This is a genomic window from Microcystis sp. M_OC_Ca_00000000_C217Col, assembly GCF_007095585.1.
Taxonomy (GTDB): Bacteria; Cyanobacteriota; Cyanobacteriia; order Cyanobacteriales; family Microcystaceae; genus Microcystis; species Microcystis panniformis.
Genome location: NZ_SFBV01000273.1, coordinates 1 through 23,180, shown reverse-complemented (window position 1 = coordinate 23,180; position 23,180 = coordinate 1). Strand labels below are relative to the sequence as shown.

Below are 23,180 nucleotides of genomic sequence, written 5' to 3'. Positions count from 1 at the left end.
ACCCCCCTTATCAAGGGTAGATCCCCCCGCCTATCGGCACCCCCCTTATCAAGGGTAGATCCCCCCGCCTATCGGCACCCCCCTTATCAAGGGGGGCAGGGGGGATCGAACCTAAAATCTATTTTTAATTTAATTATAACCAGCTACTTAATTTTTAGGGAAGACGACGAGGATTTATGGTTTCTCCTGGGGTAATTTCTGCACTTTTAGAGTGGAGTAAGCGAGTTTGTTCTAGGATAGTTTCTAAGTCTTCATCCGAGAATTCTTGTACATAGTTTAATTTCACTTCTTCTAGGAAGATAATTAATAACATCTCGATTCTTTCTAAACTGTGACGGGATTGTAATTCCCCGGCGAGAGATTGCCCGAAACGTTGGACTAATTGCTGTAATAAACGCTCAAAAACTTCGTCTTCTTGGGTAATCTTGTCAGCTATATTAACAAAAGATTGATACAATTGACTAGATAGACGATTGCTCAAGTCAGTTTTTAATCCTTTCATGCCGGGTAATCGCAATAAGCTTTGATAAGAAGGAGTTTGACTGAAAATTTTCTCGATATTGTATTTAATTAAAGCTTCTGCTTCTGGTTTAACTTGCGGTAAAACCTTGTCAACGGTGCTATTAACTACTAACCGAAAAATTTCGATAACTTCATTAGTATCATTGAGATTGCTATATCCGCCATTGAGGGATCGTTCGAGAAATTTCTCCACTTGTCCCTGTCGAATATATTCCTGAATTTTATTAATGATTCTCAGGAATATTATTTCAGTAATATCTTTAGAAATTAGCGCAACTAAGCCTTTAACTGCCTGCTCTTTAATCACCCTTAAGTTAATAATTTTCACTTGATCTAGGCGAATAACGGTAGGAATAAATCGCAACCATCTCCAGATAGGAATAAACAGAAAAATATCGTACCATCGCCATAACATAGCCTCGCGCCAACGCAGACCTTTATGAGTGCGAGCAATCCACCAAGTTCTTAGCATAAATTCCCAGAAAAAGATGGTACCAAATAAAAAATCGATCGCTTCAAAGTTATCTATCGGTCTCCCATCTTCTCCCAGGGGACGAAAATAATTAGTTTCTATTAAAGGTTGAATTTCTTGATTGAAAAATTTCAACTCTTTTTCCCAGCCATTTTGACTGAGATAATCCCAACTCCAAAACTTCTGAAAGGCTGCTTTTGCGGAAACATTTTCCGTTTGAAAAACCCGCAAGCGCATTCTATTTTTAATCTTCTCTAAAGTCCCAGTTTTCTCGACCGAGGCAAAGGGATTATTATCGATCATATCGACACTTTTTTGGCGTAAATTGGCTAAAATTTTCTCAATCTCTTGGCGATATTCTTGCAGATTAAACTCTGGGTTAAAGACCTTTTGATTAATTATTTCATTAAGTTTATCAACCGTATCTAAATATTCACTGGTACTGCGATAGGGTTTAATCCCTTTCACCACATCATACTTAGCGATTCCTTTAACAAAGGGAATTTCTAGGGGTTTGTCGGGAGGTATTTGTAATTCTTGAAAGGAAATCATTCCGAGTTTTATTGGTTCATTAAATCTTAATAAAGTTATTTGCAAGCGTCCCTGTAACCAAAAATCTCGCAGGGGAATATAGGTTAAATCGAAAATAACCAGAATATAATTACATAACACCAATAGGGCCATGCAAGTCTCAAAGAGATTGCGCGGGGAAAAACGACGGTTTCTACTCACGGGGGTTTTAGTCAAAGTCATTAGCCTAGAAAGCACACTTTGACCATGGTAAACCGAAAACGCCTAAACAGAGATGAGAAAACTAGAAAATAAACGTTTGGGTTTATAGTCGGCTCTCCACCTTGTAGATTTTGTAGGCTGCATGAATCAAATGTAAAGCACCTTATCTGAGGTTAAAATTTATTCTTTCTAATTGTTGCTAGAAATGGGTTATGATGTTTATGTGTTTAGGTGCTAAAGGAGAAAAATCATGGTACATTGGTCACTAACCCTATCAGCAAAAATAGAGCAACGGTTACGGGGTTATTGAAGATATTCTCATCATAACCCCCCGTCAAGCCTTAGATATTCTTCAACAGCTTATCCCTACCTAGGATGAAAATAATTATAAATTTCCTTAGCTAATTGTTCCCCAATTCCTGTCACCTGTTGCAATTGTTCTAGGGAAGCTTCGCGAATATAATCCAGAGAATGAAAATGAGCTAATAAATCTTTTTGTCGCTTAAAACCTAAACCCGGTATCTCATCCAGACGGGAACGGCGACTTTTTTGCATCCTTTGTTGTCGGTGAAAGCTAACAGCAAAGCGGTGCGCTTCATCCCTGACTCGACGTAATAATTGCACTCCGGGTTGTTCCTTATCTGTCTCTAAAGGAGAGGATTCTCCTGGTAAAAAAATCTCCTCTCTCTGTTTAGCTAAACTAACAACTTTTACCTGTTCTAATAAATTCATCTCCCCTAAAACTGTCACCACTGCCGATAATTGTCCTTTTCCCCCATCAATCATGACCAAATCGGGAAAATCATCACTTTCGGCAATATTATCGGGATTTTCGGCATAACGACGGAAACGCCGGCGAATTACTTCTGCTAAACTGGCAAAATCATCGGAATGGCCGATTTTAACTTCGGGATTTTTGATTTTATAGTGACGATAATGTTGATTAGCGGCCACCCCATCGATAAACACCACTCCCGACGCGACTGCATTAGAACCCTGAATATGAGAAATATCATAACCCTCGATGCGGTGCGGCAGTGCCGGTAAATCGAGAATTACCGCTAAATCCTGCAAAGACTGTAAATCTCGTTCGGCGCTTCTTTTCGTCTTTTCTAACTCATAAAGAGCGTTTTTCTCCACCATAGCTAATAAATCCGCCTTACTTTGCCGTTGGGGAACAGTTAACTCGACTTTGCGACCTTTTTTTTCCCTTAACCACCCCGCTAACACCTCACCTTCCGGTAATTCGCAGGGTAACAGGATTTCGCTGGGAATTTCCACCCCTTCCACCGATAAATAATGTTCTTCTAGGACTTTTTGCAGGATTTCTCCCTCGTTTGCTGACTGACTATCGGCAAAAAATCCCAAACGTGCCACCAAACGACCGGAACGCACTTGGAATAATTGTATGCAACAATGCTGCTCGTCCTTAGCTAAAGCGATCGCGTCCCGGGATACGGTATCATCAGGTAAAGAGACTTTTTGATCGGTATTAAGGGCCTGTAATCCGCGAATTTGATCCCTAATCGTGGCCGCTTGTTCAAAATCTAGGTTTTCCGACGCTGCGAGCATCTTTGCTGCTAATTTCTCTAATAATTCCCCCGTCCTTCCCTGAAAAATCATCGCCACTTTCTGCAAGGTTTCTCGATAATCTTGGGGACTGATTAATTTTTGACAAACCCCCGGACAACGACCGATATCATAATTTAAACAGGGACGGTCTTTAAAAAGAGGTTGGGGACGTTGACGCAGGGGAAAAGTGCGTTTAATTAGGTGTAAAGTGTGGCGCAGCAGCCTAGTATCGACGTAGGGACCATAATAACGGTCTTTTTGGTTATTTATGCTACGTTTGCGGGTGATAAAAATGCGCGGATAGGTTTCCGACCAAGTAATACAAATGTATGGATATTTTTTATCGTCCTTGAGGAGAGTATTAAAATGGGGCTGATGTTGTTTAATTAGATTAGCTTCCAGGGCCAAGGATTCTGCTTCCGTGTCGGTGACGATAAATTCAATTTCTGTCACCTGTCGTACCATCAAAGCAATGCGGGGACTGAGGGGTTGACTGGGACGAAAATAGGAACGGACTCTAGACCGGAGTTTTTTGGATTTACCGATGTAGAGAATTTCGCCATTTTGGTCGCGCAGGAAGTACACCCCCGGTTCGAGGGGAATTTCCCGAAGACGATTTTCTAGGCGATCGAGGTCTTGGATTAGGGTAGAGTTAAGATTATTCCCGAACATCTTTTTATATTAGACAAAAAAATTACGCCAGTGGGTATTAGCTGACGTTTGGCAAGATATTTAGGGCAAATCTTCACAAAAATTAATAGGCTTCCGATTCGATTTGCTTAATCGGGACGAAACACTCTCCGGGGAGAAGAATCGGTTTATTGTTAAAAATCAATTGACCGCGATGATTGTCGCGGTTAATAGCGACACCGAAAGGACGTTTACTAACTCTGCTATTGAGGGTACAGTAGATGCGATAAATGCGTCTGGCTGCCCGTAAGACAGTAGGATCTAACAAAATTGGGATTTCCATATCGACACGCTGTTGTTCTGTTTTCTCGGATAGGGCCACCATATCACTCGTCTCCCCACGATTAAATTGACATATTTATTAAATCAATGGTATATGACGATTTCCGATTATGCCACTTTTGTTAGGATTCTAAAACTTTTAGGATGGCCTGGCCCATAGCTTGGCATCCCACCAATGTCATACCTTCTGAGAAAATATCTCCAGTACGATAACCGAACTCTAAAACTTTTTCGACGGCTTTTTCCAGCGCGGCTGCCGCTAAAGGCTGATTTAGCCCATATCTTAACATCATAGCAGCACTGAGAATCTGGGCGATCGGATTGGCCTTATCTTGGCCGGCGATATCTGGGGCCGAACCGTGGACGGGTTCAAAAACTCCCACCCCAGCAGTCCCTAAACTAGCGGAGGGTAACATTCCGATACTACCCGTTAACATGGCCGCTTCATCGGAGAGAATATCACCGAATAAATTGCCCGTGACGATAGTATCAAATTGTTTGGGGGCCCGGACTAACTGCATGGCTGCGTTATCGACGTAGAGATGGGAAAGTTCCACATCGGGATAATTAGCGGCCATTTTCGTCACCCGGTCGCGCCAGAGTTGGGAAACATCAAGAACATTAGCTTTATCGACGGAACAGAGTTTATTACCGCGTTTTTGGGCAATTTCAAAGGCCACCTTAGCGATGCGGTCCACCTCCGATTCTAAGTAAACCATGGTATTTACACCGCATTTTTCTCCCGTTTCCGTCTCAAAAATCCCCTTCGGTTGACCGAAGTAAACACCCCCGGTCAATTCCCGGACGACCATGATATCCACTCCCTCGATAATCTCCCGTTTGAGACTAGAAGCGTCAATTAATTGCGGAAAAATGGTGGCAGGACGTAAATTAGCAAAAAGACCTAAACCAGATCTTAAGCCTAATAATCCCGTTTCTGGCCTTTGCTGCCGAGGCAAATTATCCCATTTATAACCCCCAATAGCGGCCAAGAGAACAGCATGACTATTTTTACAGGCGCTCAGGGTTGCTTCGGGGAGAGGATTGCCGGTTTCATCAATGGCTGCCCCTCCAATTAAAGCGGTTTGGAAGTCAAACTGGAGGTCAAATTTTTTACCGATGACTTTCAGTATCTCTACGGTGACAGCGAGGATTTCCGGCCCGATGCCATCGCCGGGTAGTAGGGTAATGCGATACTGTTGCGTCATAGTTCTAGAACGGTAAAATAGGTCAGACTCTTGATTATAACATAGTTAGGTGAGCTTTTTTCTCCTAAAAATGTCAATCTTTCTCAGAAAAACCGGGGAACCGCCGCGGAATTAGCTAAGGAAATTCTCGATCCTCCGGTATTAATTAAACAGGCAGTTAATCCCCGATAACTAAACTAATTCTATATGGGAATCATCCCCAATCATAAAGCGTAAAGCTTTCGGACGTTGGGGAGCAATTTCTAATTTTGCCCGTCGTCCGATAACACTATCAACTATGCGCTGATGAATGCCAATAATTGTGGCATCTTTGAGAATAACACTGTGTTCTATGTCGGCATCAATTAATTTTGTGCCATTAGCTATACTGCTGTAGGGACCGATAAAACAATTCTCAATGTGACAATTTTCTCCAATAATGACAGGGCCGCGAATGGTACTATTAATAATTTTACTACCCTGGCCAATTTGTACTCGTCCGATCGCCTGACTATTAGGATCAATTTCTCCCTGTAAAGCAATTTCTAGAGAGGTATCGAGGATAATCCGATTTGCTTCTAATAAATCATCTTTTTTACCCGTATCTAACCACCAACCCAGTAGTTTATTCGCTTCTACTGCTTTATTTTGATTGATTAATTCTTGGATAGCGTCGGTAATTTCTAACTCACCCCGGCCCGAAGGTTGAATAGATGCGATCGCTTGGTGAATGGTGGGGGCAAAAAAATAAATCCCCACCAAAGCTAAATTTGAGGGAGGTTCTTTGGGTTTTTCGACTAAGTATAAAACTTTGCCAGTTTCATCTACTTTTGCCACCCCAAAAGCACTAGGATTAGAGACTTTTCGCAGGAGAATTAAAGCGTCAAGGGACTGTTTTTGGAAAGAGTCTAAAAAGGGCGATAAATCATCCTCGATTAGGTTATCACCCAAGTACATAATAAAGGGGGAATCTCCTAGGAAAGATTGGGCAGTTTTAACCGCGTGAGCTAATCCAGCCGGTTGATCTTGGCGAATATAAGTTATCTTAGCGCCAAACTGTTCACCACTGCCTGTGGTCTGACGAATTTCTTCCCCAGTTTCGGGACTGATAATAATGCCAATATCGGTAATTCCTGCGGATACAATTGATTCGATTCCATACCATAAAATCGGTTTATTGGCCACGGGAACTAACTGTTTTGCCCCAGTATAAGTTAGGGGACGTAACCTCGTACCTTTGCCACCGGATAAAATTAGTGCTTTCATAGTTTTAAAGATTAAATAGTTGGTTGAGCATAGCTTTGAGAGAATCTCGCCAATAGGGAGGAATATAACCCAATTGTTGCGAGATTTTTTGACCGGAAAGAACCGAGTAGGCCGGACGCACTGCTGGGGTAGGATATTCAGCAGTAGTAATGGGAATTACTCTCTGAATTTTTAAGGGAATACCGCTTATTTTTGCCTCCTCAAAAATAGCTTTAGTTAAATCAAACCAACTGGCAACACCGCTATTAGTAAAATTATAGATTCCTGCGGGATTATCGACATTAATTAAAAGCTGAGTAATGGCCGTGGCGATATCTTTGGACCAAGTGGGACTTCCCACCTGATCAACAACTACTTTTAACTCCTCTCTTTCCTTACCTAATCTCAGCATAGTTTTGACAAAATTACTTTTGCCATAACTGCCGTAAACCCAAGCAGTACGCAGGATAATTGCCTGAGAATTAACAGTTTTAATCTCCTCTTCTCCCCTTAACTTTGATTGTCCATAAACCCCTAAAGGATTAGTTAGATCGGTTTCTAGATAGGGGGTATTTTTCCGACCATCAAAGACATAATCTGTGGAAATATGAAGAAATTTAGCTTGAATTTTCTCGGCAGATTCCGCCATGATTTTCGGAGCTATAGCATTGATATAATAGGCTAAATCTGGCTCGGTTTCGGCTTTATCCACTGCCGTATAAGCGGCGGCATTAACCAGATAATCGGGGTGAATTTCCCTAATTAACTGGCTGATTTTTTCCGAGTTAGTTAAATCTAGTTCTTCTCGACCGATACTAATAACTTCACCTAACTGCGGTAAAGTTACCTGTAACTCTTGTCCCACCTGACCTTTAGCACCAATTAGTAAAACTTTTTTCATTGTCTTTAGGGGAAAACTTCCACGGATTTAAAGGGTTGTCCAGCTTGGTCTTTAGGGGAGAGAATCGGCGGGGTATCTAAGGGCCAATCAATCCCTAAATCGGCATCATTCCATAAAATGGTTTTTTCGTATTGGGGATAATAATAATTAGTGGTTTTGTAGAGAAATTCGGCTCGTTCAGAGAGAACTAGAAAGCCATGGGCAAAACCTTCGGGAACCCAGAAAATACGTTTATTTTCCGCACTTAAAACACAGCTTACCCATTGCCCAAAAGTGGGGGAACTTTGACGCGCATCCACGGCCACATCAAAAACACTACCGTTCACCACTCGCACCAATTTACCCTGGGGATTGGGAATTTGATAGTGCAATCCTCGCAGGACATTTTTTAAGGACATAGAGTGATTATCCTGGACAAAAGTGGTATTGACTCCAGTTTTTTCTCGAAAATCTCTCTGATTAAAACTCTCCAAGAAAAAACCTCGATCGTCTCCGTAAACTTGCGGTTCAATGATTAAAACATCAGGAATTTCCGTGGTAATAACTTTCATAAAATCGGAGACAAGATAACTTTTGCGGGTAGTCTAGCACAAAAGGGCATTTTTTTCTAAAGTTTTTTATTAATCTTTCCCGGGTAACTGAACAATGATAAGATGAGCCTAACTTAGTCAGAGCATAAACGACGTGGTACAAGTCTCTACACACACCGCTACTCAATCTATCCCCGTGGAGGGAGAAGCCTTAAAAAACTGGTTACAGACTAGGGCTAATCAGATTATCGCTGGCGATCGACTCAGTAAGCAAGAGGCCCTCGCTTTAACTGCGATCGAAGGTCAGGAAAATATTTTCAGCTTATGTGAAGCTGCCGATCGCATTCGTCAGGCCTGTTGTGGCAATACGGTGGATTTATGTAGCATTATCAACATAAAATCGGGAAGTTGTTCGGAAAATTGCAGTTTTTGTTCCCAATCCGCCCACCATCCCGGTCAAGATTCGCCTATCTACGGTTTAAAAAGTCGCGAGGAAATCGTCAGCCATGCGAAAGCGGCAGCCGACGCGGGGGCCAAACGTTTCTGTTTAGTTAGTCAAGGTCGGGGATTAAAGTACAATAGCCCTAAATCGCAGGAATTCGAGGAAATACTGGCCACAGTTCAAGAAATCATCGAAACAGCCAAGATTAAACCCTGCTGCGCCCTGGGAGAGTTAACCCTCCCCCAAGCCCAGGCCTTAAAAGAAGCCGGAGTTACCCGTTATAATCACAATCTGGAAGCTTCCGAGAATTTTTATCCTAACGTGGTCTCCACCCACAGTTGGCAGGATCGGGTAGAAACGGTAAAAAACCTGAAAGCGGCAGGAATTCAAGCTTGTACGGGCGGAATTATCGGTATGGGGGAAAGTTGGACCGATCGCATTGATTTAGCTTTTTCCCTGGCGGAATTGGAAGTGGAATCAGTGCCGATTAACCTATTAAACCCCAGAAGTGGCACCCCTTTAGGTCATTTACCCAAACTCGACCCTTTTACTGCCCTAAAAGCGATCGCTATTTTCCGGTTTATCTTACCCCAACAAATCCTCCGTTATGCCGGGGGACGGGAGGCAGTGATGGGAGAATTGCAAAATCAGGGGCTAAAATCGGGAATTAATGCTATGCTGATTGGGCATTATTTGACCACTCTAGGACAACCCCCCCAACAGGATCAGGCGATGTTGGCTGATCTTAGTTTAATAGGAGGAGAAGCCCCCATCCCCGGTGAATACCAACCCCAACAGGCAACCTAAATCACGTCGAGGACGAGGCTCTCCGCCCCGGCGCACTTCCGCATCGGTTCCCAATGAGTTAATCTGGGCCTTGATTGGTTTGTTGCTGACAATCTTTAGTACATTTGTTCCAGTAAGCCTAGCTAGTTGGTCGGCTGCGGGTCTATCTTCGCAAAAACTAGGCATAACTTACCAAATTGGGGCAGTATTGTTAACGGGCTGTCTGGGGGGCAAAAATGCCGGGCTTCTTGCCCAGGTGGCCTATATTTTTCTCGGTTTAACTTGGTTGCCTGTGTTTGCTCAGGGTGGGGGAATAGGTTATCTGAAAGAACCCAGTTTTGGCTATATTTTAGGCTTTATGCCGGGAGCATGGCTGTGTGGTTGGTTGGCTTTTCGCTGGCGCGCCAAGATAGAAACCCTGGCTTTAAGTGCCTTTGCCGGTTTGTTAGTGATTCATCTGTGCGGTTTATTATATATGCTGGGATTGTCGATTTTTCAGCCCCAAGCCGGTCAAATCACCTTTCCCGATAGTTTGCCCACCCTATTTATGAATTATTCAGTCTGGCCATTTTTAGGGCAGTTAGTAGTAATTTGTGTGGTGGTAATTATTGCTTTTTTCTTCCGTAAATTATTATTTTATTGATGCCACAGCCAATGTTAAAAAAGAATCGCTGGTTTTGGATAGTGGCGGTGATTGGTCTAATTTTAGACCAAGTAACTAAGTATATAACCGTGCAGAGTTTTGAGCAAATCGGTGATACTTTCCCGATTATTCCGGGTGTTTTTCATTTCACCTATGTGATTAATACTGGCGCGGCTTTTAGTGCTTTTCGGGGCGGTGTTGGTTGGCTAAAATGGCTATCCTTATTGGTTAGTTTGGGATTAATGGCTTTTGCTTACTTTGGACCCCATTTAAGTCGTTGGGAACAATTAGCCTACGGTTTTATTTTAGCAGGGGCTTTCGGCAATGGTATCGATCGCTTTTTGTTTGGTTATGTGGTGGATTTTCTCGATTTTAGATTGATTAATTTTCCTGTTTTTAATCTGGCCGACGTTTTTATTAATATCGGGATTATTTGCCTATTAATTTCTAACTTTCCCCACAAGTCAAGGGCCCCGTAGGGGCGAAGCATTCGGGCGATAACCTATCGCTGAAACCGTAGATTTCCTATCCGAATGCTTCGCCCTTACTTTTTCTGTTCAAAAAAATTGGGGATTTAGTATTATATTCCTGGAGTCCTGACCATTTAAATATTTTGGAAATCTAGATAATTCCTGTTGAGTACCAATCATTTTGACCTCTGGAAAAAAACTTCTAAGCTATTATTCCTGTTTTTTATCGGCGCTGGGTGGATGCCAACCTCCCCGGATCCATAATCGACGAACTTTAACGATAAAACCTTCATTATGATTATCATCATTTAAGTCCAAACGTTCAATAGTTGCCCTAGCGATGGGAGTGATTCCCACTATTTTTAAAGCATCTGGTGTCCAGATAAAATGTTCTTGCCAATGCTGTTGGCGCGGATTGAATATTTCTACTTCTTGTTCTGTTTTCGGATCAATTGCCTTGATAAAATTGTAGCGATATCTGTTACATCTTTGGCAAGCTAAAGCTAAGTTTGCCAATTCATCTTTGCCTCCTAAAGATTTGGGCTGAATGTGATCTACTTCAAATAGTGCGGCACTAATTTCTTCTGAAGAATGACAGTATTCACACAGATAGTTGGCTCTTGCTCGGACTTGTAATCGAGTGGTGATACTAATCATTTAGATTCAGCAACTATTCTCGCATTTAAGAGCGTGAAAATCTCGTTTAACTCTAAAATACCGGCTAATTCTGCGGTTTCTTGAGAATTAAGTTGGGAATTTTTTTCTAGTTCCCGTAGTTCCTCTAATCGACACTGCAATTCCTCAGTGAATTTAAAGAGATAATTTTCCCTTACTGGCGATAGCTTAATTCCTTTTTCAATCCAAGAAGAGGGCTTGACCATCAGTTTAGTTAACATCACTTTCTCCCTAACTTTAATCCCTAACCTAATCCTAACACGATTATTTATCCTCGATCGGGTGAGCATTGCCCACCCAAAAAACTATGCTTCTGTTTCAGAAATAGAGCGATCAAATTTACTAACTAACTGAGGATTTTCTGACCAAGCATCGATAACACTCATATTACCATTGAGAAAATTCTGTTTAATAGCGCGGCGTTGAATTTTGCCGCTGGCAGTTTTGAGAATTGTTCCCGATTTAGCCAAAACAATGGCATGGGTCATAATTTCGTGTTCTTCGGCGATTTCTTGACGGATATCGGCGATTAATTTAGCCGTATCTAATTCCCCGCTGCGACGTTCTAATTCTTGGACAACAACTAACTGTTCTTCCCCGTTATCTTCAATGGAAAAAGCGGCACCATAATCGGGACGAAAAACCTCATTAAGATGCTGTACTGACCATTCTAAATCCTGGGGATAATGATTACTGCCACGGACAATAATTAAATCCTTAATCCGTCCCGTGATATGTAATTCCCCATCGAGAAGAAAACCTAAATCTCCGGTGCGTAAAAACGGTCCTTCTCCTGTATCAGCAAGATAAGCTTGAAAAGTTTCTTTGGTTGCGTCTTCCCGTTGCCAATATCCGGCGGCCATACTGGGGTCACTGGCCCAAATTTCGCCCACTTCATCGGCTGCACAAAGGGTGAAAGTATCGGGATTAACCATAGCTATACGGGTATCACAGACGCGACGACCACAACTGGGGACGTATCTAACTCCCGTGGTTCGATCGGAACTAACAGGGACAATTTTACCGCGTTCGTAGGCGGTTGCATCCAAAGCGGTGATAATTGGGGTGGTTCCCTTGGGTTTATTGGAAATCAAGAGGGTATATTCAGCTAATCCGTAGGCAGGGGCGAAAGTTTGCCAAGAAAAGCCGTAATCTGCAAAAGTATCGACAAATTTGGCCATGACCTTCGGGTTAATCGGTTCGGCGGCATTTCCCGCGGCCTGCCAACTGCTCAGGTCTAATTCCGCTAAATCGGCAGCCTTAATCCTACGAGTACAAAGATCATAGGCGAAGTTGGGGGCTTGACTATGGGTAACTTTGTACTTAGTAATATTTTTTAACCACTGCATCGGACGCTTAATAAAAGCAAAGGGAGACATCAGATAGCAGGGTGTACCGTTGTAGAGGGGGACGGTGATACCTTCGACTAACCCGTAATCGTGGAAATAGGGCATCCAAGTGAGGGTAACGCTATCCGGTTCGTAACCACAAGCTTTTTGCAAGTAACCGCAATGGTGCATCAGGTTAAAATGACTTAACATCACCCCTTTGGGGATATTAGTCGAACCGGAGGTATATTGCAGATAAGCAAGCGCCGATTTATCCACCTGGGGATCTTGCCATTGGTCCGCCAGCGAAATATCAATGCTTTCGGTAGTAATCCATTTCATTTGGTCGAATTCTGGAAATTCTTCCTTAACACCTTCAATAAGAGTCAGAATACTTTCGGTAACTAGGGCAAAGGTGGCATTAGCATCCTTGACAATTGCCCGTAAACGGGGCAGAGTGCGCTTAAGTCGTCCCGATTCCGGTGGGGGGACGGGAATGGCAATCACTCCCGCGTAGAGACAACCACAAAAAGCGGCCACTACTTCTAAACTTTGAGGATAGAGTAATAGGGCGCGTTCCCCTTGGGCCTGGTATTTTTGCAAATAGGCGGCGATTGCTCTTGCTTGGCGATCGAGTTCACTGTAGGTTAAAGGTGGGGTTTCTTTTTTACCATCGATAAGAAAAGTGTAGGCATGGCCGTCCGGTTGTGTCGTGGCGCGGTAACGTAAGAGTTCTATTAGGGTGGCAGGTTGAATTAAGGTTTCAGTCATCGTTGTTATCGGGCTTATTGGGGCTATTGTATAGAAGTTTTAACATATTTGCCCATGGCGCTAGGATAAAGTGCGAAAGGCGATCGGTCAAGGTCTAGGATTAAGTAGCTGGTTATAATTAAATTAAAAATGGATTTTAGATTCGATCCCCCCTGCCCCCCTTGATAAGGTAGGGTTGATTCATGAATCAACCCTACCCTTGATAAGGGGGGTGTCTGATAATTTTTAACGCCTACCTACTTAAGTTATTGGTTAAAATCCCCCCGCCTTATCTCTGCAATTGTGAGAAAAAGCTATAATTAATCAATCCTAAAATACCGGGAAAAAGTCATGACAGCCCTAGACATGATCCCAGATGTCACCTATCCCCCCACAGATTTATGGAGTGATGAACCACCCTTGGCAAGTGATCTACACCTGCAACAGATCATCATTCTCCTTAGTTGTCTAGAATTATTATGGCGCGAGAGGAGTGATTACTACGCTTCGGGAAATCTAACCATCTACTACAAAGCGGAACAACTAAAAAAGCGCGATTTCTGGGGTCCCGATTTTTTTGTGGTTTTAGATACCGAAAAACGTCCCCGCAAAAGTTGGGTGGTTTGGGGAGAACAGGGTAAATATCCAGATGTAATTGTCGAGATTCTCTCCGATTCTACGGCCAATATTGACCGCAATAACAAGAAAATTCTCTATCAGAATACCTTTCGCACTCCTAATTATTTTTGGTTCGATCCTAATACGTTAGAATTACAAGGATTTAGACTAATTGAGGGACAATATCAAGCCATTTCTCCCAATGAACAGGGTTATCTCTGGAGTGAACAGTTAGGATTATATTTAGGGATATTTGACCGGAAACTGCGTTATTTTACCGCCGATGGTCAATTAGTCCCCACTCCTCAAGAAGCCGAATTACAGCAACGACAGGCAAAAGAACAGGCTCTTTTAGAAAAAGAACAGGCTCTTTTAGAAAAAGAAAGGGAACGACAAGCTAAGGAAAAATTGTCCCAAAAATTGCGAGAATTAGGCATCGATCCCGATACAATTTAACTGAAGTGGCAAAAGTCCTAAGTAGTCAGATGTTAAAATCAGACACCCCCTTATTAAGGGTAGGGTTGATTCATGAATCAACCCTACGATGAATCAACCCTGCCATGAATCAACCCTAGGGATCAAGGGGGGATTTATAATCAGCTACCTAGAGAAAGTAAACCTAAAGGAGAGGTCGTGGGAAAACTTATGAGTGATATTGAACTTCGGCAATCAGTTTATGAGCTTCTTTCATCCCTGAGAGGATTGGATTCGCTCAAAAAATTATTCTGGTCCGAGTTAAATTACGAGCGAGAAAATCAAACCCTGTCCCGACGCAATTGGCCAGATAAAGCAGTAGAAGCATTAGCAGAAGATCCAATCCTATTAGCTTCTGGGGGGAAAGATTTTCAGGTTATTTATGCTCGTCTCAACTCTAAGCAACTGCTGCTCAATTTAGAGCGTCTTGTCGTTACTCAACTGCTAAAAAACCATCCCTACACTCTCTTTGTTTTCTCTGATTTCCACCAAGAACGGTGGCATTTTATCAATGTTAAATATGATGTTAAACAAGAAAAACGGCAAGTCTTGCGGCGAATTACAGTGGGTGCGGGGGAACAGTTACGAACCGCCACAGAACGCCTAAGTTTACTGGATTTAGATAATATTAGTTCCGAGTCTCCTTTAGCGATTCAGGAACGTCATGATGAAGCTTTTGATGTTGAGAAAGTTACTAAGAAATTTTTTGAACAGTATCGCTCGGTCTTTGAAAAAGTTGAGCAATTAATTACTAAAACTATCCCTAATGCTGACCAGAGAAGACTATTTACTCAGAAGCTATTTAATCGCCTGATGTTTATTGTTTTTATCCAGAAAAAAGGTTGGCTGAAGTTTAACGAACAAACAAACTATCTAGAAACCTTATGGCAGGATTATCAGAATGATAACAGCACCTCGGACAAAAACTTTTATCATAATCGCTTGACTCATCTGTTTTTTACGGGACTAAATAATCCCCAACAAACGGATATTATCAGTATCAATAACGGTGGTTTTCTTCGGCAAATAATCGGCACAGTTCCCTATCTTAATGGGGGATTATTTGAACAAGATGAGGATGACCACAATCCTAATATAATAGTACCCGATCAGGCGATCGATGTTATCTTACAGGGCCTTTTTAGTAATTTTAATTTCACTGTAACTGAGAGTACACCCCTTGATGTGGAGGTAGCAGTGGACCCAGAAATGTTGGGAAAAGTGTTTGAGGAATTAGTCACGGGAAGACATGAATCAGGTAGTTATTACACACCTAAACCGATAGTTTCTTTTATGTGTCGGGAGGCTTTGAAGGGATATTTAAGCAGTAAATTAACTTCTGAAAACAAAGAAGCGATTGAGCTTTTTGTTGACGAATATAATGCTATTAATTTAAAGAATCCAGAGGCAGTTTTAGAAACCTTAAAACAGGTCAAAGTCTGTGATCCTGCCTGTGGCAGTGGAGCTTATTTATTGGGAATGTTGCATGAGTTATTAGATTTGCGTCAGTGTTTATTTGCGACTAAAGGTATTGATTACAAAACGGTTTATCAGCGCAAGTTAGAGATTATTGAAACCAATATCTATGGAGTTGATATCGATCCTTTTGCGGTTAATATTGCTCGCTTAAGGTTATGGCTTTCCTTAGCGGTTGAATATGAGGGAGACAATCCGCCACCGCTACCCAATTTGAAGTTTAAAATTGAAACAGGAGATAGTCTAACTGCTCCTAATCCCCAAGGTTCTGGGATGGTGCGCGAGGAGTTTATCCATCGGTTTAGGGAAGCTAAAGCGAAGTATTTAAGAGCGCATTTAGGCAGTGATAAACAAAGTCTTGAACAGGAGATTAATGAGGTTAAGAAACAGATTGCTTTATTAACCCATGGCAGTGCTTCTGTGATTGCGAGTGATAAGGAAGCTATCTCAAAAGGGTTTGATTGGGTGGTGGAGTTTGCCGAGGTATTAGCGGAGGGAGGTTTTGATATTCAGGTAGCAAATCCCCCCTATGTGAGACAGGAATTAATTAAGGATTTAAAGCCAACTTTAAAGCAGGTTTACCCTGGCGTTTATACGGGAACATCGGATTTATATTGTTTCTTTTATGCGAGAGCTTTACAATTACTTAAAACTGGGGGAATGTTAGCTTTTATTTCTTCTAATAAGTGGTTTCGAGCCAAGTATGGGGAGAAGTTAAGACAGCATATCGCTGATACTTGTCAGGTGAGAAGTATTACCGATTTTGGGGAATTGCCAGTTTTTGCAACCGCAGCCACTTTCCCAATGATTTTTATCTCTCAAAAGAGTAGTAAAATTAGTAATTTACCGATTTTTACTCAAGTTAAATCCTTAGAAGAACCTTATCCTGATGTCTTAGCTATTATTAAAAAGACTGGACAGAATTTACCAAAAGATGCGATTAAAGGAGCAAATTGGTTATTAACTGATGCGTCCTCTGCTAACCGTTTACAGAAAATGGCAGCAGCCGGTATTACTTTAGGTGAGTATGTTAACGGACAGATTTATCGAGGTGTATTAACTGGTTTTAATCAAGCTTTTGTGATTGATGGTGCAAAACGAGCAGAATTAATTGCTAAAGATCCTAAAAGTGCAGAAATTATTAAACCTTTAGCTGTGGGTGATGATGTGCGTAAATGGCGGATTAATTATCAAAATAAATGGTTGATTTTTACAAGAAGGGGAATTAATATTAACGACTATCCGGCTATAAAAAAATATTTAGAGCAATGGAAATTAGATTTAATGCCTAAGAGTAGTAGCAGGGAATCAAGAGGACGTAAACCGGGCAGTTATCAATGGTATGAAATCCAAGACAATGTGGCTTACTATGCAGAATTTGAAAAACCTAAGATTGTTTATCCTGAAATTGCTAAAGAATCAAGATTTGCTTTTGATAATAAATCTCTATTATTTAACAATAAAGCTTTTATAATTCCACTCAACGACCTATATCTTCTTGGCATTTTAAATTCAGAAATTGCTTGGAAATATACTCAATCAATTTGTACTGCTTTAGGAGATGAAAATAAAGGAGAAAGACTAATGCTTCAATGGGTTAATTTTAAACGACTTCCCATCCCTCTCGCTTCTGAATCTGAAAAAGAACCCATCATTAAATTAGTACAAAAATGCTTAGATGCCAAAGGAGTTAACTGTGAAGAATGGGAGAAAGAGATAGATGAGAGAGTAGCGGCATTGTATGGATTGTAAGGGGTTAGATACCCGAATTATTAAAGAAGTCGGGTATCTGAAATCATCACAGCGAATCTGTTAAAATAGAGGTAAATAAACCAGTCGTCAGATGAGAGAGTAGCGGCATTGTATGGATTGTGAACCTTAAGATTGTTACAAGATGCTAAAATTAGGAAAACCTGCTAAAATCAGGATATGCCAGCTAGGGATATCACAGAGAGGAGATCGTAGAATGGCAATCAACTACAGTGAATTAGTTAAATCCCTAATTGAAGAACAAGCTAAAATTCAGCAGTCTAGTGAAATTTCCCTAGAAATAATCTTTGACGATCTGAGAAAACATTATTTATTAGTACAAGTTGGTTGGCATAATAATCATTGTATTTATGGATGTCTTTTACATTTAGATATTATTAACAACAAAGTTTATATTCAACAGAACAACACAGAAATTTCGGTGGCTGAAAAGTTAGTTGAACTAGGAATTCCTAAAACAGATATTGTCATCGGATTTCACTCTCCATTTAAACGAAAATTCACAGAATATGCCATTAATTAGGAGTAAAAATAATATGGAAAAAACAACTTATCAAGCATTACAATTACCGATTGAATTAATTCAGAAAACTCTCTCTATTCTAGATCGTGAAACTGCCGTCTTAGTTGAGCAAGCTTTATCCTAAACTACCATGAAAATACAAGGAATTATCAAAGGCAATACTATTGAGCTATTAGAGGATTTATCTCTTCCTAATGGCGTAAAAATTTCTCTAGAAATCCCCGATAATTTAATTTCTAAAAAAGTATCATGGGAACAAATTGAAACCTCAATCGGAGTCTGGAAAAATCAACCAGAACTCGATGATATATTTTCTGAAATTGACCGAGAGCGCCATAGATCATAGTTCAATCAAGGCAGCAGAGACAATGATTGAGTAGGTGGTATAATGTGAAATTACCCAATCCTAAAAATACCATTATTGATGATAACAAATTGACCGGTTATGCCCTGAATCTAAATCATTCAGATGGACAGCATAAAGCTAGGGTTTTTAAATCCGTCTTAAACTTAGATATTAATAACGTTCAATTTCTTAAAAATGCACTCCTAGAAGCAGTTAAAACCTATGATGCTATTCCTGACAAAATCAATCACTATGGACAAAAGTATGTTATTGATTTTCCCCTGACTCATCAAAACAAAACCGCCATTATTCACAGTGTTTGGATCATCAGAAATGACGAAAACTTTCCCCGCTTAGTGACTTGTTATGTACTTTAAGGAGATAATCAAATGAAACTCTTAGATGTAGTTGCCTTATTAGAAGACTTACCCCAATTAGGATTATATTGCGGACAAGTCGGAACAATTGTAGAAGTTTATGAACCCACAGTTTTTGAAGTAGAATTTAGCGACACATCAGGACGTGCTTATGCTATCGAAACCTTACAAGAAAATCAACTAATGTTATTACATCATTCTCCCTTAGAACCTAAAAATTTAGCTGTAAATATAGGGTAAATTTTCTTAAAAAACATTATTGATATAACAATTCTCTTATGGATATCGAACTATGCCTACCCACGACATCATCGACAATCGCCAGCAAAAATTAGTCGATAACATCAACCAAATTCTTCACTCTTCAGAAGCCGCTCATTTTGCCGTCGGTTACTTCTTCCTCTCCGGCTTTACTGCGATCGCACCTCGTCTCGCCACCATCCCACAAATGCGCCTCCTGATTGGCAACACCAGCAACAGGGAAACCATCGAACAATTAGCAGAAGGCTACCGCCGCTTAGAACTAATTAAAGACCATCTGGAAGCACAAGAATATCCCAAACGGACAGAACGCAAGCAGATGGCAACAGAAACCGCCGATAATATTCGTTCCAGCGTCGAACTAATGGACCAAACAGATCAAGCAGAAACCTTAGTAAAAAATCTGGTTCTTATGATTGAAGAAAAACGCCTTCAGGTGCGAGTTTATACTAAAGGGCGACTCCATGCTAAAGCCTATATCTTCGACTACGGGACAATTTATAACCAGCAGGGACAACCTTTGGAACGTCAAGAAAAAGGCCTTGCTATCGTTGGTTCTTCTAACCTTACTTTATCAGGAATTTCCCACAATACCGAACTTAATGTTATCGTTCACGGTAATGAAAATCATGCCAGTTTAACAGAATGGTTCAATCAACTTTGGCAGGAAGCAACAGAATTTGATGAAACACTGATGCAGTCTTTAAAACAGTCTTGGGCGATGATGCCAGTACGTCCCTACGACATCTATATGAAAACTCTCTATATGCTCGTGCGCGATCGATTGACAGAAGAAACTGCCAGCGAAATGATGATAGATAACGAAATTACCGAGAAACTAGCAGACTTTCAAAAAGTAGCAGTTAACCAAGCTGTTAAACTCATCCGCGAGTATGGAGGTTGTTTCGTTTCCGATGTGGTAGGACTAGGAAAAAGCTTTATTGGTGCTGCCATTGTCAAACGCTTTGAACAAGTGGAAAAAGCCCGCCCCCTCATTATTTGTCCAGCGCCACTGGTGGAAATGTGGGAACGCTACAACGAAATTTATCAACTTAACGCCCGCGTTTTATCGATGGGATTGCTGCGGGAAGATGAAACCAGTGGCATCAGAGTTTTATTAGAAGATTTTAAATACAAAGATCGAGATTTTATCTTAATTGATGAAAGTCATAACCTCCGGAATGCCGCAACCCAAAGATATAAAATCGTCGAAGCCTTTTTAGCAGCTGGGAGACAATGCTGTTTCCTGACAGCAACTCCTCGCAATAAAAGTGCTTGGGATATTTATCATCAGATTAAGCTTTTTCATCAAGATGATAAGACAGATTTACCCATAGATCCGCCCGATCTAAAAGAGTATTTTAGATTAGTAGAGAAAGGAGAAAAACAGTTACCTGACTTGTTATCTAATATCTTGATCCGGCGCACTCGCAACCACATTTTACGCTGGTACGGCTTTGATGCCAAGACTCATAAACCCGTAGATGCAGACAATTTCAAGGATTATTTAAACGGAAATCAACGCGCTTACGTTATTGTGGGTGGTAAGCATCAGTTCTTTCCCAAAAGAGAACTACAAACCATTGAATATAGTATTGAAGATACCTATCAAGGACTTTACCAAGAACTGCGCCAATATTTAGGGAAATCTCGCCAACAGCAACCAGCCAAACCTCGTAAAAATGAACTTTGCTATGCTCGTTATGGTTTGGGGAATTATGTATTACCAAATAAGCGCAAACAAGAACCATTACTCAGTTTACAAACTGGGGGAGCAAATTTAAGAGGACTGATGCGAGTTCTGCTATTCAAACGCTTTGAATCTAGCGTTTATGCCTTCCAACAAACTGTTAAGAAATTACTGCAAGTCCATCAACGCTTTCGAGAAGCTTTACGCCAAGGAATTATCCCCGCCGGAGAAGAAGCTCAGGCAATTCTCTATGAGCCAAACAATGGGGAAGAACAAGACATGATGGATGCTTTGCGTCAGGCATCTGGGAAGTATGATCTAGCTGATTTTGATGCCACAATATTGCAGAAACACCTCGAACATGACATCCAATTGCTAGAGAAAATTTTGCACTTAGTTGAGCCAATTACTCCAGACAAAGATGCTAAATTACAAACTCTCAAAAATTGGTTGAATAAACCTCCGCTGCAGGATAGCAAGTGCCTCATCTTTACTCAGTATGCTGATACCGCCTATTACTTATATCAAAACCTCAATCCTAACGGCGATCGAGACGATCTAGAAGTCATCTACAGTGGCGATAAAGATAAGGCGCGGGTAGTGGGAAGATTTGCCCCCAAAGCCAACAAATACTATAAATTGACCCCGGGAGAGTCGGAAATCAAGACTTTAATTGCTACCGATGTTTTAGCCGAAGGTTTAAACCTACAAGATGGCAACCTGATTGTTAATTATGACCTGCATTGGAATCCCGTCCGACTTATTCAAAGGTTTGGTCGAATTGATCGGATTGGCAGCGAGAATGATGTGGTTTACGGCTTTAATTTTCTCCCAGAGACGGGATTAGAGCGGAATCTAGGATTACGGCAAAAACTCAAAAACCGCATTCAAGAAATTCACGAAACCATCGGGGAGGATGCGGCAATTCTTGACCCCACAGAACAGCTTAACGAAGAGGCTATGTATGCGATTTATGAAAAAATTAGCAGCCATCAATTAAGTTTGTTTGAAGATGAGGGAGAATTTCTCGACCTCAATGAAGCGGAAGAAATTCTCAGACAACTCCAGCGAGAAAATCCGGCTGAATACGAACGGATAGCTAACCTGCCCCATGGCATCCGAACGGCTCGCTTTTCTCTGAATAAGGGCATAATTGTCTTCTGTGAAGCTTCTTATCCGAACCGCAAAGATTGGAAGGGCTACCAGCAATTATATTGGCTCGATGAACAGGGAGAGATCAGATCAAAAGATACTGCCCGCATTTTAGGAATGCTCAAAACCAACCCAGAAGAAGCAGCACTGCCGCTGCCCAAAAATTACAACCAAGCAGTCATGCAAGTCAAGGTTAAATTTGCTCAGGAAGTCCAACACCGCCAATCGGAACGGGAGTACAGCCGTTCTCTGACTCAAGCACAGCGCTACGTCCTGCGAGAACTAGGACTGCTGTTTAAAACCACTCAGGATGAAGAAATCCGTAAGCAGGTTAACCTATTAGAACAGGCCTTTCGCCAACCGATTACCACTGTACTCAAGCGCGAGTTAAACCTGATTAAGCGCCGTAGCCTGACAGGAGAAGCTTTGTTTAGCGAACTGAAGAAATTATACAGCCAACATGAGATGCGGGACTGGTTAGATCGCCGCCGCTTGCAAGGTGAGGAGCAACCAATTCCCATCATTATTTGCAGTCGTAGGTGGGTGGAATTAAATATAAGATGAACGTAGGTTGGGTTGAAGCATGAAACCCAACGCCCGATTATGTTACGCTACCGCTAACCCATCCTACAAATAATTGTGCCTCCCTACTTAGTTGACCACCTGAAAATCGGTAAAACCCTACACCCTACACCCTACACCCCACACCCTACCCCCACGAAAAACTTTTTCAGCAGACCCTAAATAGACAGGCGTTCTCCCCTCACATCTAGAATTCCTAAAGGGACTAAAACAGCCCTCCATAGCTACATCAAATGTTCCCAAAAAATATAGAAGAGCTAATGCAAATTAGCCGCTATCGGTTGAAGGATTACATCAAAGGACAAAGAGCTATATCGCTTGCCCTATCTACCTTCTAGCTCGCTTGTCCCCCTCTCAGAACTTTTCTACGATAATGAGTGACAAAAACAAAGTGTAACCGCACGCTAAAAACACTATGAGAGCCTTTTCTGGGTTTCATATTGACAACCTATATCTGTAGGCTATACTAAAAGTATAACTTTCCTAGGTCGATCAGTTATGGCTATCAAGAGAATTACTTTTTGTCTTGATCCAAACCAAACACAAAATAACAAGCTTCATTACGGTCAAAAGCTACACTGCTCTCTTTATAATGCTTGTGTTTATCATCGCAAAACCGAGTCGAAAAAGTTTGGTAAAAACCTTAACTATTTTGACCAACAAAATTGCTTACCAGAGTTGAAG

General features: G+C 41.4%; 20 protein-coding genes and 2 pseudogenes. 11 read left to right on the top strand and 11 right to left on the bottom strand.

Features of this window, described 5'->3' with window-relative positions; genetic code table 11:
* Positions 1-154 precede the first annotated feature (154 nt).
* From EWV66_RS17245 to rfbC, 7 genes are all read right to left on the bottom strand, one after another.
* Positions 155-1,747, bottom strand: coding sequence for a hypothetical protein (locus EWV66_RS17245; protein WP_287108547.1), 1,593 nt, complete (start codon positions 1,745-1,747; stop codon positions 155-157).
* A gap of 345 nt (positions 1,748-2,092) precedes the next feature.
* The gene (uvrC, locus tag EWV66_RS17240; protein ID WP_287108549.1) at positions 2,093-3,970 is read right to left on the bottom strand and encodes an excinuclease ABC subunit UvrC; all 1,878 of its coding nucleotides are present in this window, start codon (positions 3,968-3,970) and stop codon (positions 2,093-2,095) included.
* An 82-nt stretch (positions 3,971-4,052) separates the two neighbouring features.
* The gene (locus EWV66_RS17235; protein ID WP_002734814.1) at positions 4,053-4,313 is read right to left on the bottom strand and encodes a hypothetical protein; all 261 of its coding nucleotides are present in this window, start codon (positions 4,311-4,313) and stop codon (positions 4,053-4,055) included.
* 79 nt (positions 4,314-4,392) lie between these two features.
* Positions 4,393-5,478 carry a 3-isopropylmalate dehydrogenase gene (gene leuB, locus EWV66_RS17230; protein WP_287108551.1) on the bottom strand — a complete coding sequence of 362 codons (1,086 nt, stop codon included), beginning with the start codon at positions 5,476-5,478 and terminating at the stop codon, positions 4,393-4,395.
* Between the two features lie 171 nt (positions 5,479-5,649).
* Positions 5,650-6,723, bottom strand: coding sequence for a glucose-1-phosphate thymidylyltransferase (locus EWV66_RS17225; protein ID WP_002786578.1), 1,074 nt, complete (start codon positions 6,721-6,723; stop codon positions 5,650-5,652).
* 4 nt (positions 6,724-6,727) lie between these two features.
* Positions 6,728-7,603 carry a dTDP-4-dehydrorhamnose reductase gene (rfbD, locus tag EWV66_RS17220; protein WP_287108553.1) on the bottom strand — a complete coding sequence of 292 codons (876 nt, stop codon included), beginning with the start codon at positions 7,601-7,603 and terminating at the stop codon, positions 6,728-6,730.
* Between the two features lie 5 nt (positions 7,604-7,608).
* Entirely contained in the window at positions 7,609-8,154 is a 546-nt protein-coding gene (rfbC, locus tag EWV66_RS17215) for a dTDP-4-dehydrorhamnose 3,5-epimerase (protein ID WP_287108554.1), read from the bottom strand.
* A 133-nt stretch (positions 8,155-8,287) separates the two neighbouring features.
* On the opposite strand from rfbC, the gene bioB reads away from it, so the two are divergent.
* Genes bioB through lspA form a run of 3 tightly spaced genes read left to right on the top strand, consistent with a single transcriptional unit; the run spans position 8,288 to position 10,483 of the window.
* Positions 8,288-9,382 (top strand): biotin synthase BioB, encoded by a 1,095-nt coding sequence (gene bioB, locus EWV66_RS17210; protein ID WP_052278173.1) that lies wholly within the window; start codon positions 8,288-8,290, stop codon positions 9,380-9,382.
* The gene (locus EWV66_RS17205; RefSeq protein ID WP_052278172.1) at positions 9,354-10,004 is read left to right on the top strand and encodes a biotin transporter BioY; all 651 of its coding nucleotides are present in this window, start codon (positions 9,354-9,356) and stop codon (positions 10,002-10,004) included. The genes bioB and EWV66_RS17205 overlap by 29 nt, the downstream gene beginning before the upstream one ends.
* Before the next feature lie 11 nt (positions 10,005-10,015).
* The gene (lspA, locus tag EWV66_RS17200; protein WP_052278576.1) at positions 10,016-10,483 is read left to right on the top strand and encodes a signal peptidase II; all 468 of its coding nucleotides are present in this window, start codon (positions 10,016-10,018) and stop codon (positions 10,481-10,483) included.
* Positions 10,484-10,684: 201 nt separating this feature from the next.
* Here the strand turns inward: lspA and EWV66_RS17195 are convergent, their stop codons facing one another.
* The 3 genes from EWV66_RS17195 to EWV66_RS17185 form a co-directional block, all read right to left on the bottom strand.
* Complete coding sequence (locus EWV66_RS17195) at positions 10,685-11,131, bottom strand: HNH endonuclease (protein WP_052278171.1); 447 nt, start codon at positions 11,129-11,131, stop codon at positions 10,685-10,687.
* On the bottom strand, positions 11,128-11,370 hold the full coding sequence (locus EWV66_RS17190) for a hypothetical protein (protein WP_052278170.1): 243 nt from the start codon (positions 11,368-11,370) through the stop codon (positions 11,128-11,130). The genes EWV66_RS17195 and EWV66_RS17190 overlap by 4 nt, the downstream gene beginning before the upstream one ends.
* An 84-nt stretch (positions 11,371-11,454) precedes the next feature.
* Positions 11,455-13,248, bottom strand: a complete 1,794-nt coding sequence (locus EWV66_RS17185; RefSeq protein ID WP_287108556.1) for a fatty acyl-AMP ligase — start codon at positions 13,246-13,248, stop codon at positions 11,455-11,457.
* 330 nt (positions 13,249-13,578) lie between these two features.
* On the opposite strand from EWV66_RS17185, the gene EWV66_RS17180 reads away from it, so the two are divergent.
* From EWV66_RS17180 to EWV66_RS17150, 7 genes are all read left to right on the top strand, one after another.
* Complete coding sequence (locus EWV66_RS17180) at positions 13,579-14,301, top strand: Uma2 family endonuclease (protein ID WP_287108557.1); 723 nt, start codon at positions 13,579-13,581, stop codon at positions 14,299-14,301.
* A gap of 189 nt (positions 14,302-14,490) precedes the next feature.
* On the top strand, positions 14,491-17,547 hold the full coding sequence (locus EWV66_RS17175) for an Eco57I restriction-modification methylase domain-containing protein (RefSeq protein WP_287108558.1): 3,057 nt from the start codon (positions 14,491-14,493) through the stop codon (positions 17,545-17,547).
* Between the two features lie 214 nt (positions 17,548-17,761).
* Complete coding sequence (locus EWV66_RS17170) at positions 17,762-18,088, top strand: XisI protein (protein WP_287108559.1); 327 nt, start codon at positions 17,762-17,764, stop codon at positions 18,086-18,088.
* Between the two features lie 130 nt (positions 18,089-18,218).
* A complete protein-coding gene (locus EWV66_RS17165) occupies positions 18,219-18,434 on the top strand; it encodes a hypothetical protein (protein ID WP_002791366.1) in 216 nt (71 codons plus the stop codon).
* Positions 18,435-18,460: 26 nt separating this feature from the next.
* Entirely contained in the window at positions 18,461-18,811 is a 351-nt protein-coding gene (locus tag EWV66_RS17160; RefSeq protein ID WP_239698072.1) for a DUF6883 domain-containing protein, read from the top strand.
* 12 nt (positions 18,812-18,823) lie between these two features.
* Positions 18,824-19,051: a DUF4926 domain-containing protein gene (locus EWV66_RS17155; protein ID WP_002790332.1), complete on the top strand. Its 228-nt coding sequence runs from the start codon at positions 18,824-18,826 to the stop codon at positions 19,049-19,051.
* A 52-nt stretch (positions 19,052-19,103) separates the two neighbouring features.
* Positions 19,104-22,478 (top strand): helicase-related protein, encoded by a 3,375-nt coding sequence (locus tag EWV66_RS17150; protein ID WP_287116016.1) that lies wholly within the window; start codon positions 19,104-19,106, stop codon positions 22,476-22,478.
* Positions 22,479-22,851: 373 nt separating this feature from the next.
* Here EWV66_RS17150 and EWV66_RS17145 read toward each other — a convergent pair.
* Positions 22,852-22,935 (bottom strand): annotated as a pseudogene (locus EWV66_RS17145) (IS200/IS605 family transposase); the annotation flags it as partial.
* A gap of 59 nt (positions 22,936-22,994) precedes the next feature.
* Here EWV66_RS17145 and EWV66_RS17140 point away from each other — a divergent pair.
* A pseudogene (locus EWV66_RS17140) lies at positions 22,995-23,180 on the top strand (RNA-guided endonuclease InsQ/TnpB family protein); the annotation flags it as partial.

Excerpts from the sequence above, each read along its gene's own strand:
- EWV66_RS17245 (WP_287108547.1), bottom strand. The coding sequence starts at position 1,747 with ATGACTTTGACTAAAACCCCCGTGAGTAGAAACCGTCGTTTTTCCCCG.
- uvrC (WP_287108549.1), bottom strand. The coding sequence starts at position 3,970 with ATGTTCGGGAATAATCTTAACTCTACCCTAATCCAAGACCTCGATCGC.
- EWV66_RS17235 (WP_002734814.1), bottom strand. The coding sequence starts at position 4,313 with ATGGTGGCCCTATCCGAGAAAACAGAACAACAGCGTGTCGATATGGAA.
- leuB (WP_287108551.1), bottom strand. The coding sequence starts at position 5,478 with ATGACGCAACAGTATCGCATTACCCTACTACCCGGCGATGGCATCGGG.
- EWV66_RS17225 (WP_002786578.1), bottom strand. The coding sequence starts at position 6,723 with ATGAAAGCACTAATTTTATCCGGTGGCAAAGGTACGAGGTTACGTCCC.
- rfbD (WP_287108553.1), bottom strand. The coding sequence starts at position 7,603 with ATGAAAAAAGTTTTACTAATTGGTGCTAAAGGTCAGGTGGGACAAGAG.
- rfbC (WP_287108554.1), bottom strand. The coding sequence starts at position 8,154 with ATGAAAGTTATTACCACGGAAATTCCTGATGTTTTAATCATTGAACCG.
- lspA (WP_052278576.1), top strand. The coding sequence starts at position 10,016 with ATGTTAAAAAAGAATCGCTGGTTTTGGATAGTGGCGGTGATTGGTCTA.
- EWV66_RS17195 (WP_052278171.1), bottom strand. The coding sequence starts at position 11,131 with ATGATTAGTATCACCACTCGATTACAAGTCCGAGCAAGAGCCAACTAT.
- EWV66_RS17190 (WP_052278170.1), bottom strand. The coding sequence starts at position 11,370 with ATGTTAACTAAACTGATGGTCAAGCCCTCTTCTTGGATTGAAAAAGGA.
- EWV66_RS17185 (WP_287108556.1), bottom strand. The coding sequence starts at position 13,248 with ATGACTGAAACCTTAATTCAACCTGCCACCCTAATAGAACTCTTACGT.
- EWV66_RS17180 (WP_287108557.1), top strand. The coding sequence starts at position 13,579 with ATGACAGCCCTAGACATGATCCCAGATGTCACCTATCCCCCCACAGAT.
- EWV66_RS17175 (WP_287108558.1), top strand. The coding sequence starts at position 14,491 with ATGAGTGATATTGAACTTCGGCAATCAGTTTATGAGCTTCTTTCATCC.
- EWV66_RS17170 (WP_287108559.1), top strand. The coding sequence starts at position 17,762 with ATGGCAATCAACTACAGTGAATTAGTTAAATCCCTAATTGAAGAACAA.
- EWV66_RS17165 (WP_002791366.1), top strand. The coding sequence starts at position 18,219 with ATGAAAATACAAGGAATTATCAAAGGCAATACTATTGAGCTATTAGAG.
- EWV66_RS17155 (WP_002790332.1), top strand. The coding sequence starts at position 18,824 with ATGAAACTCTTAGATGTAGTTGCCTTATTAGAAGACTTACCCCAATTA.
- EWV66_RS17150 (WP_287116016.1), top strand. The coding sequence starts at position 19,104 with ATGCCTACCCACGACATCATCGACAATCGCCAGCAAAAATTAGTCGAT.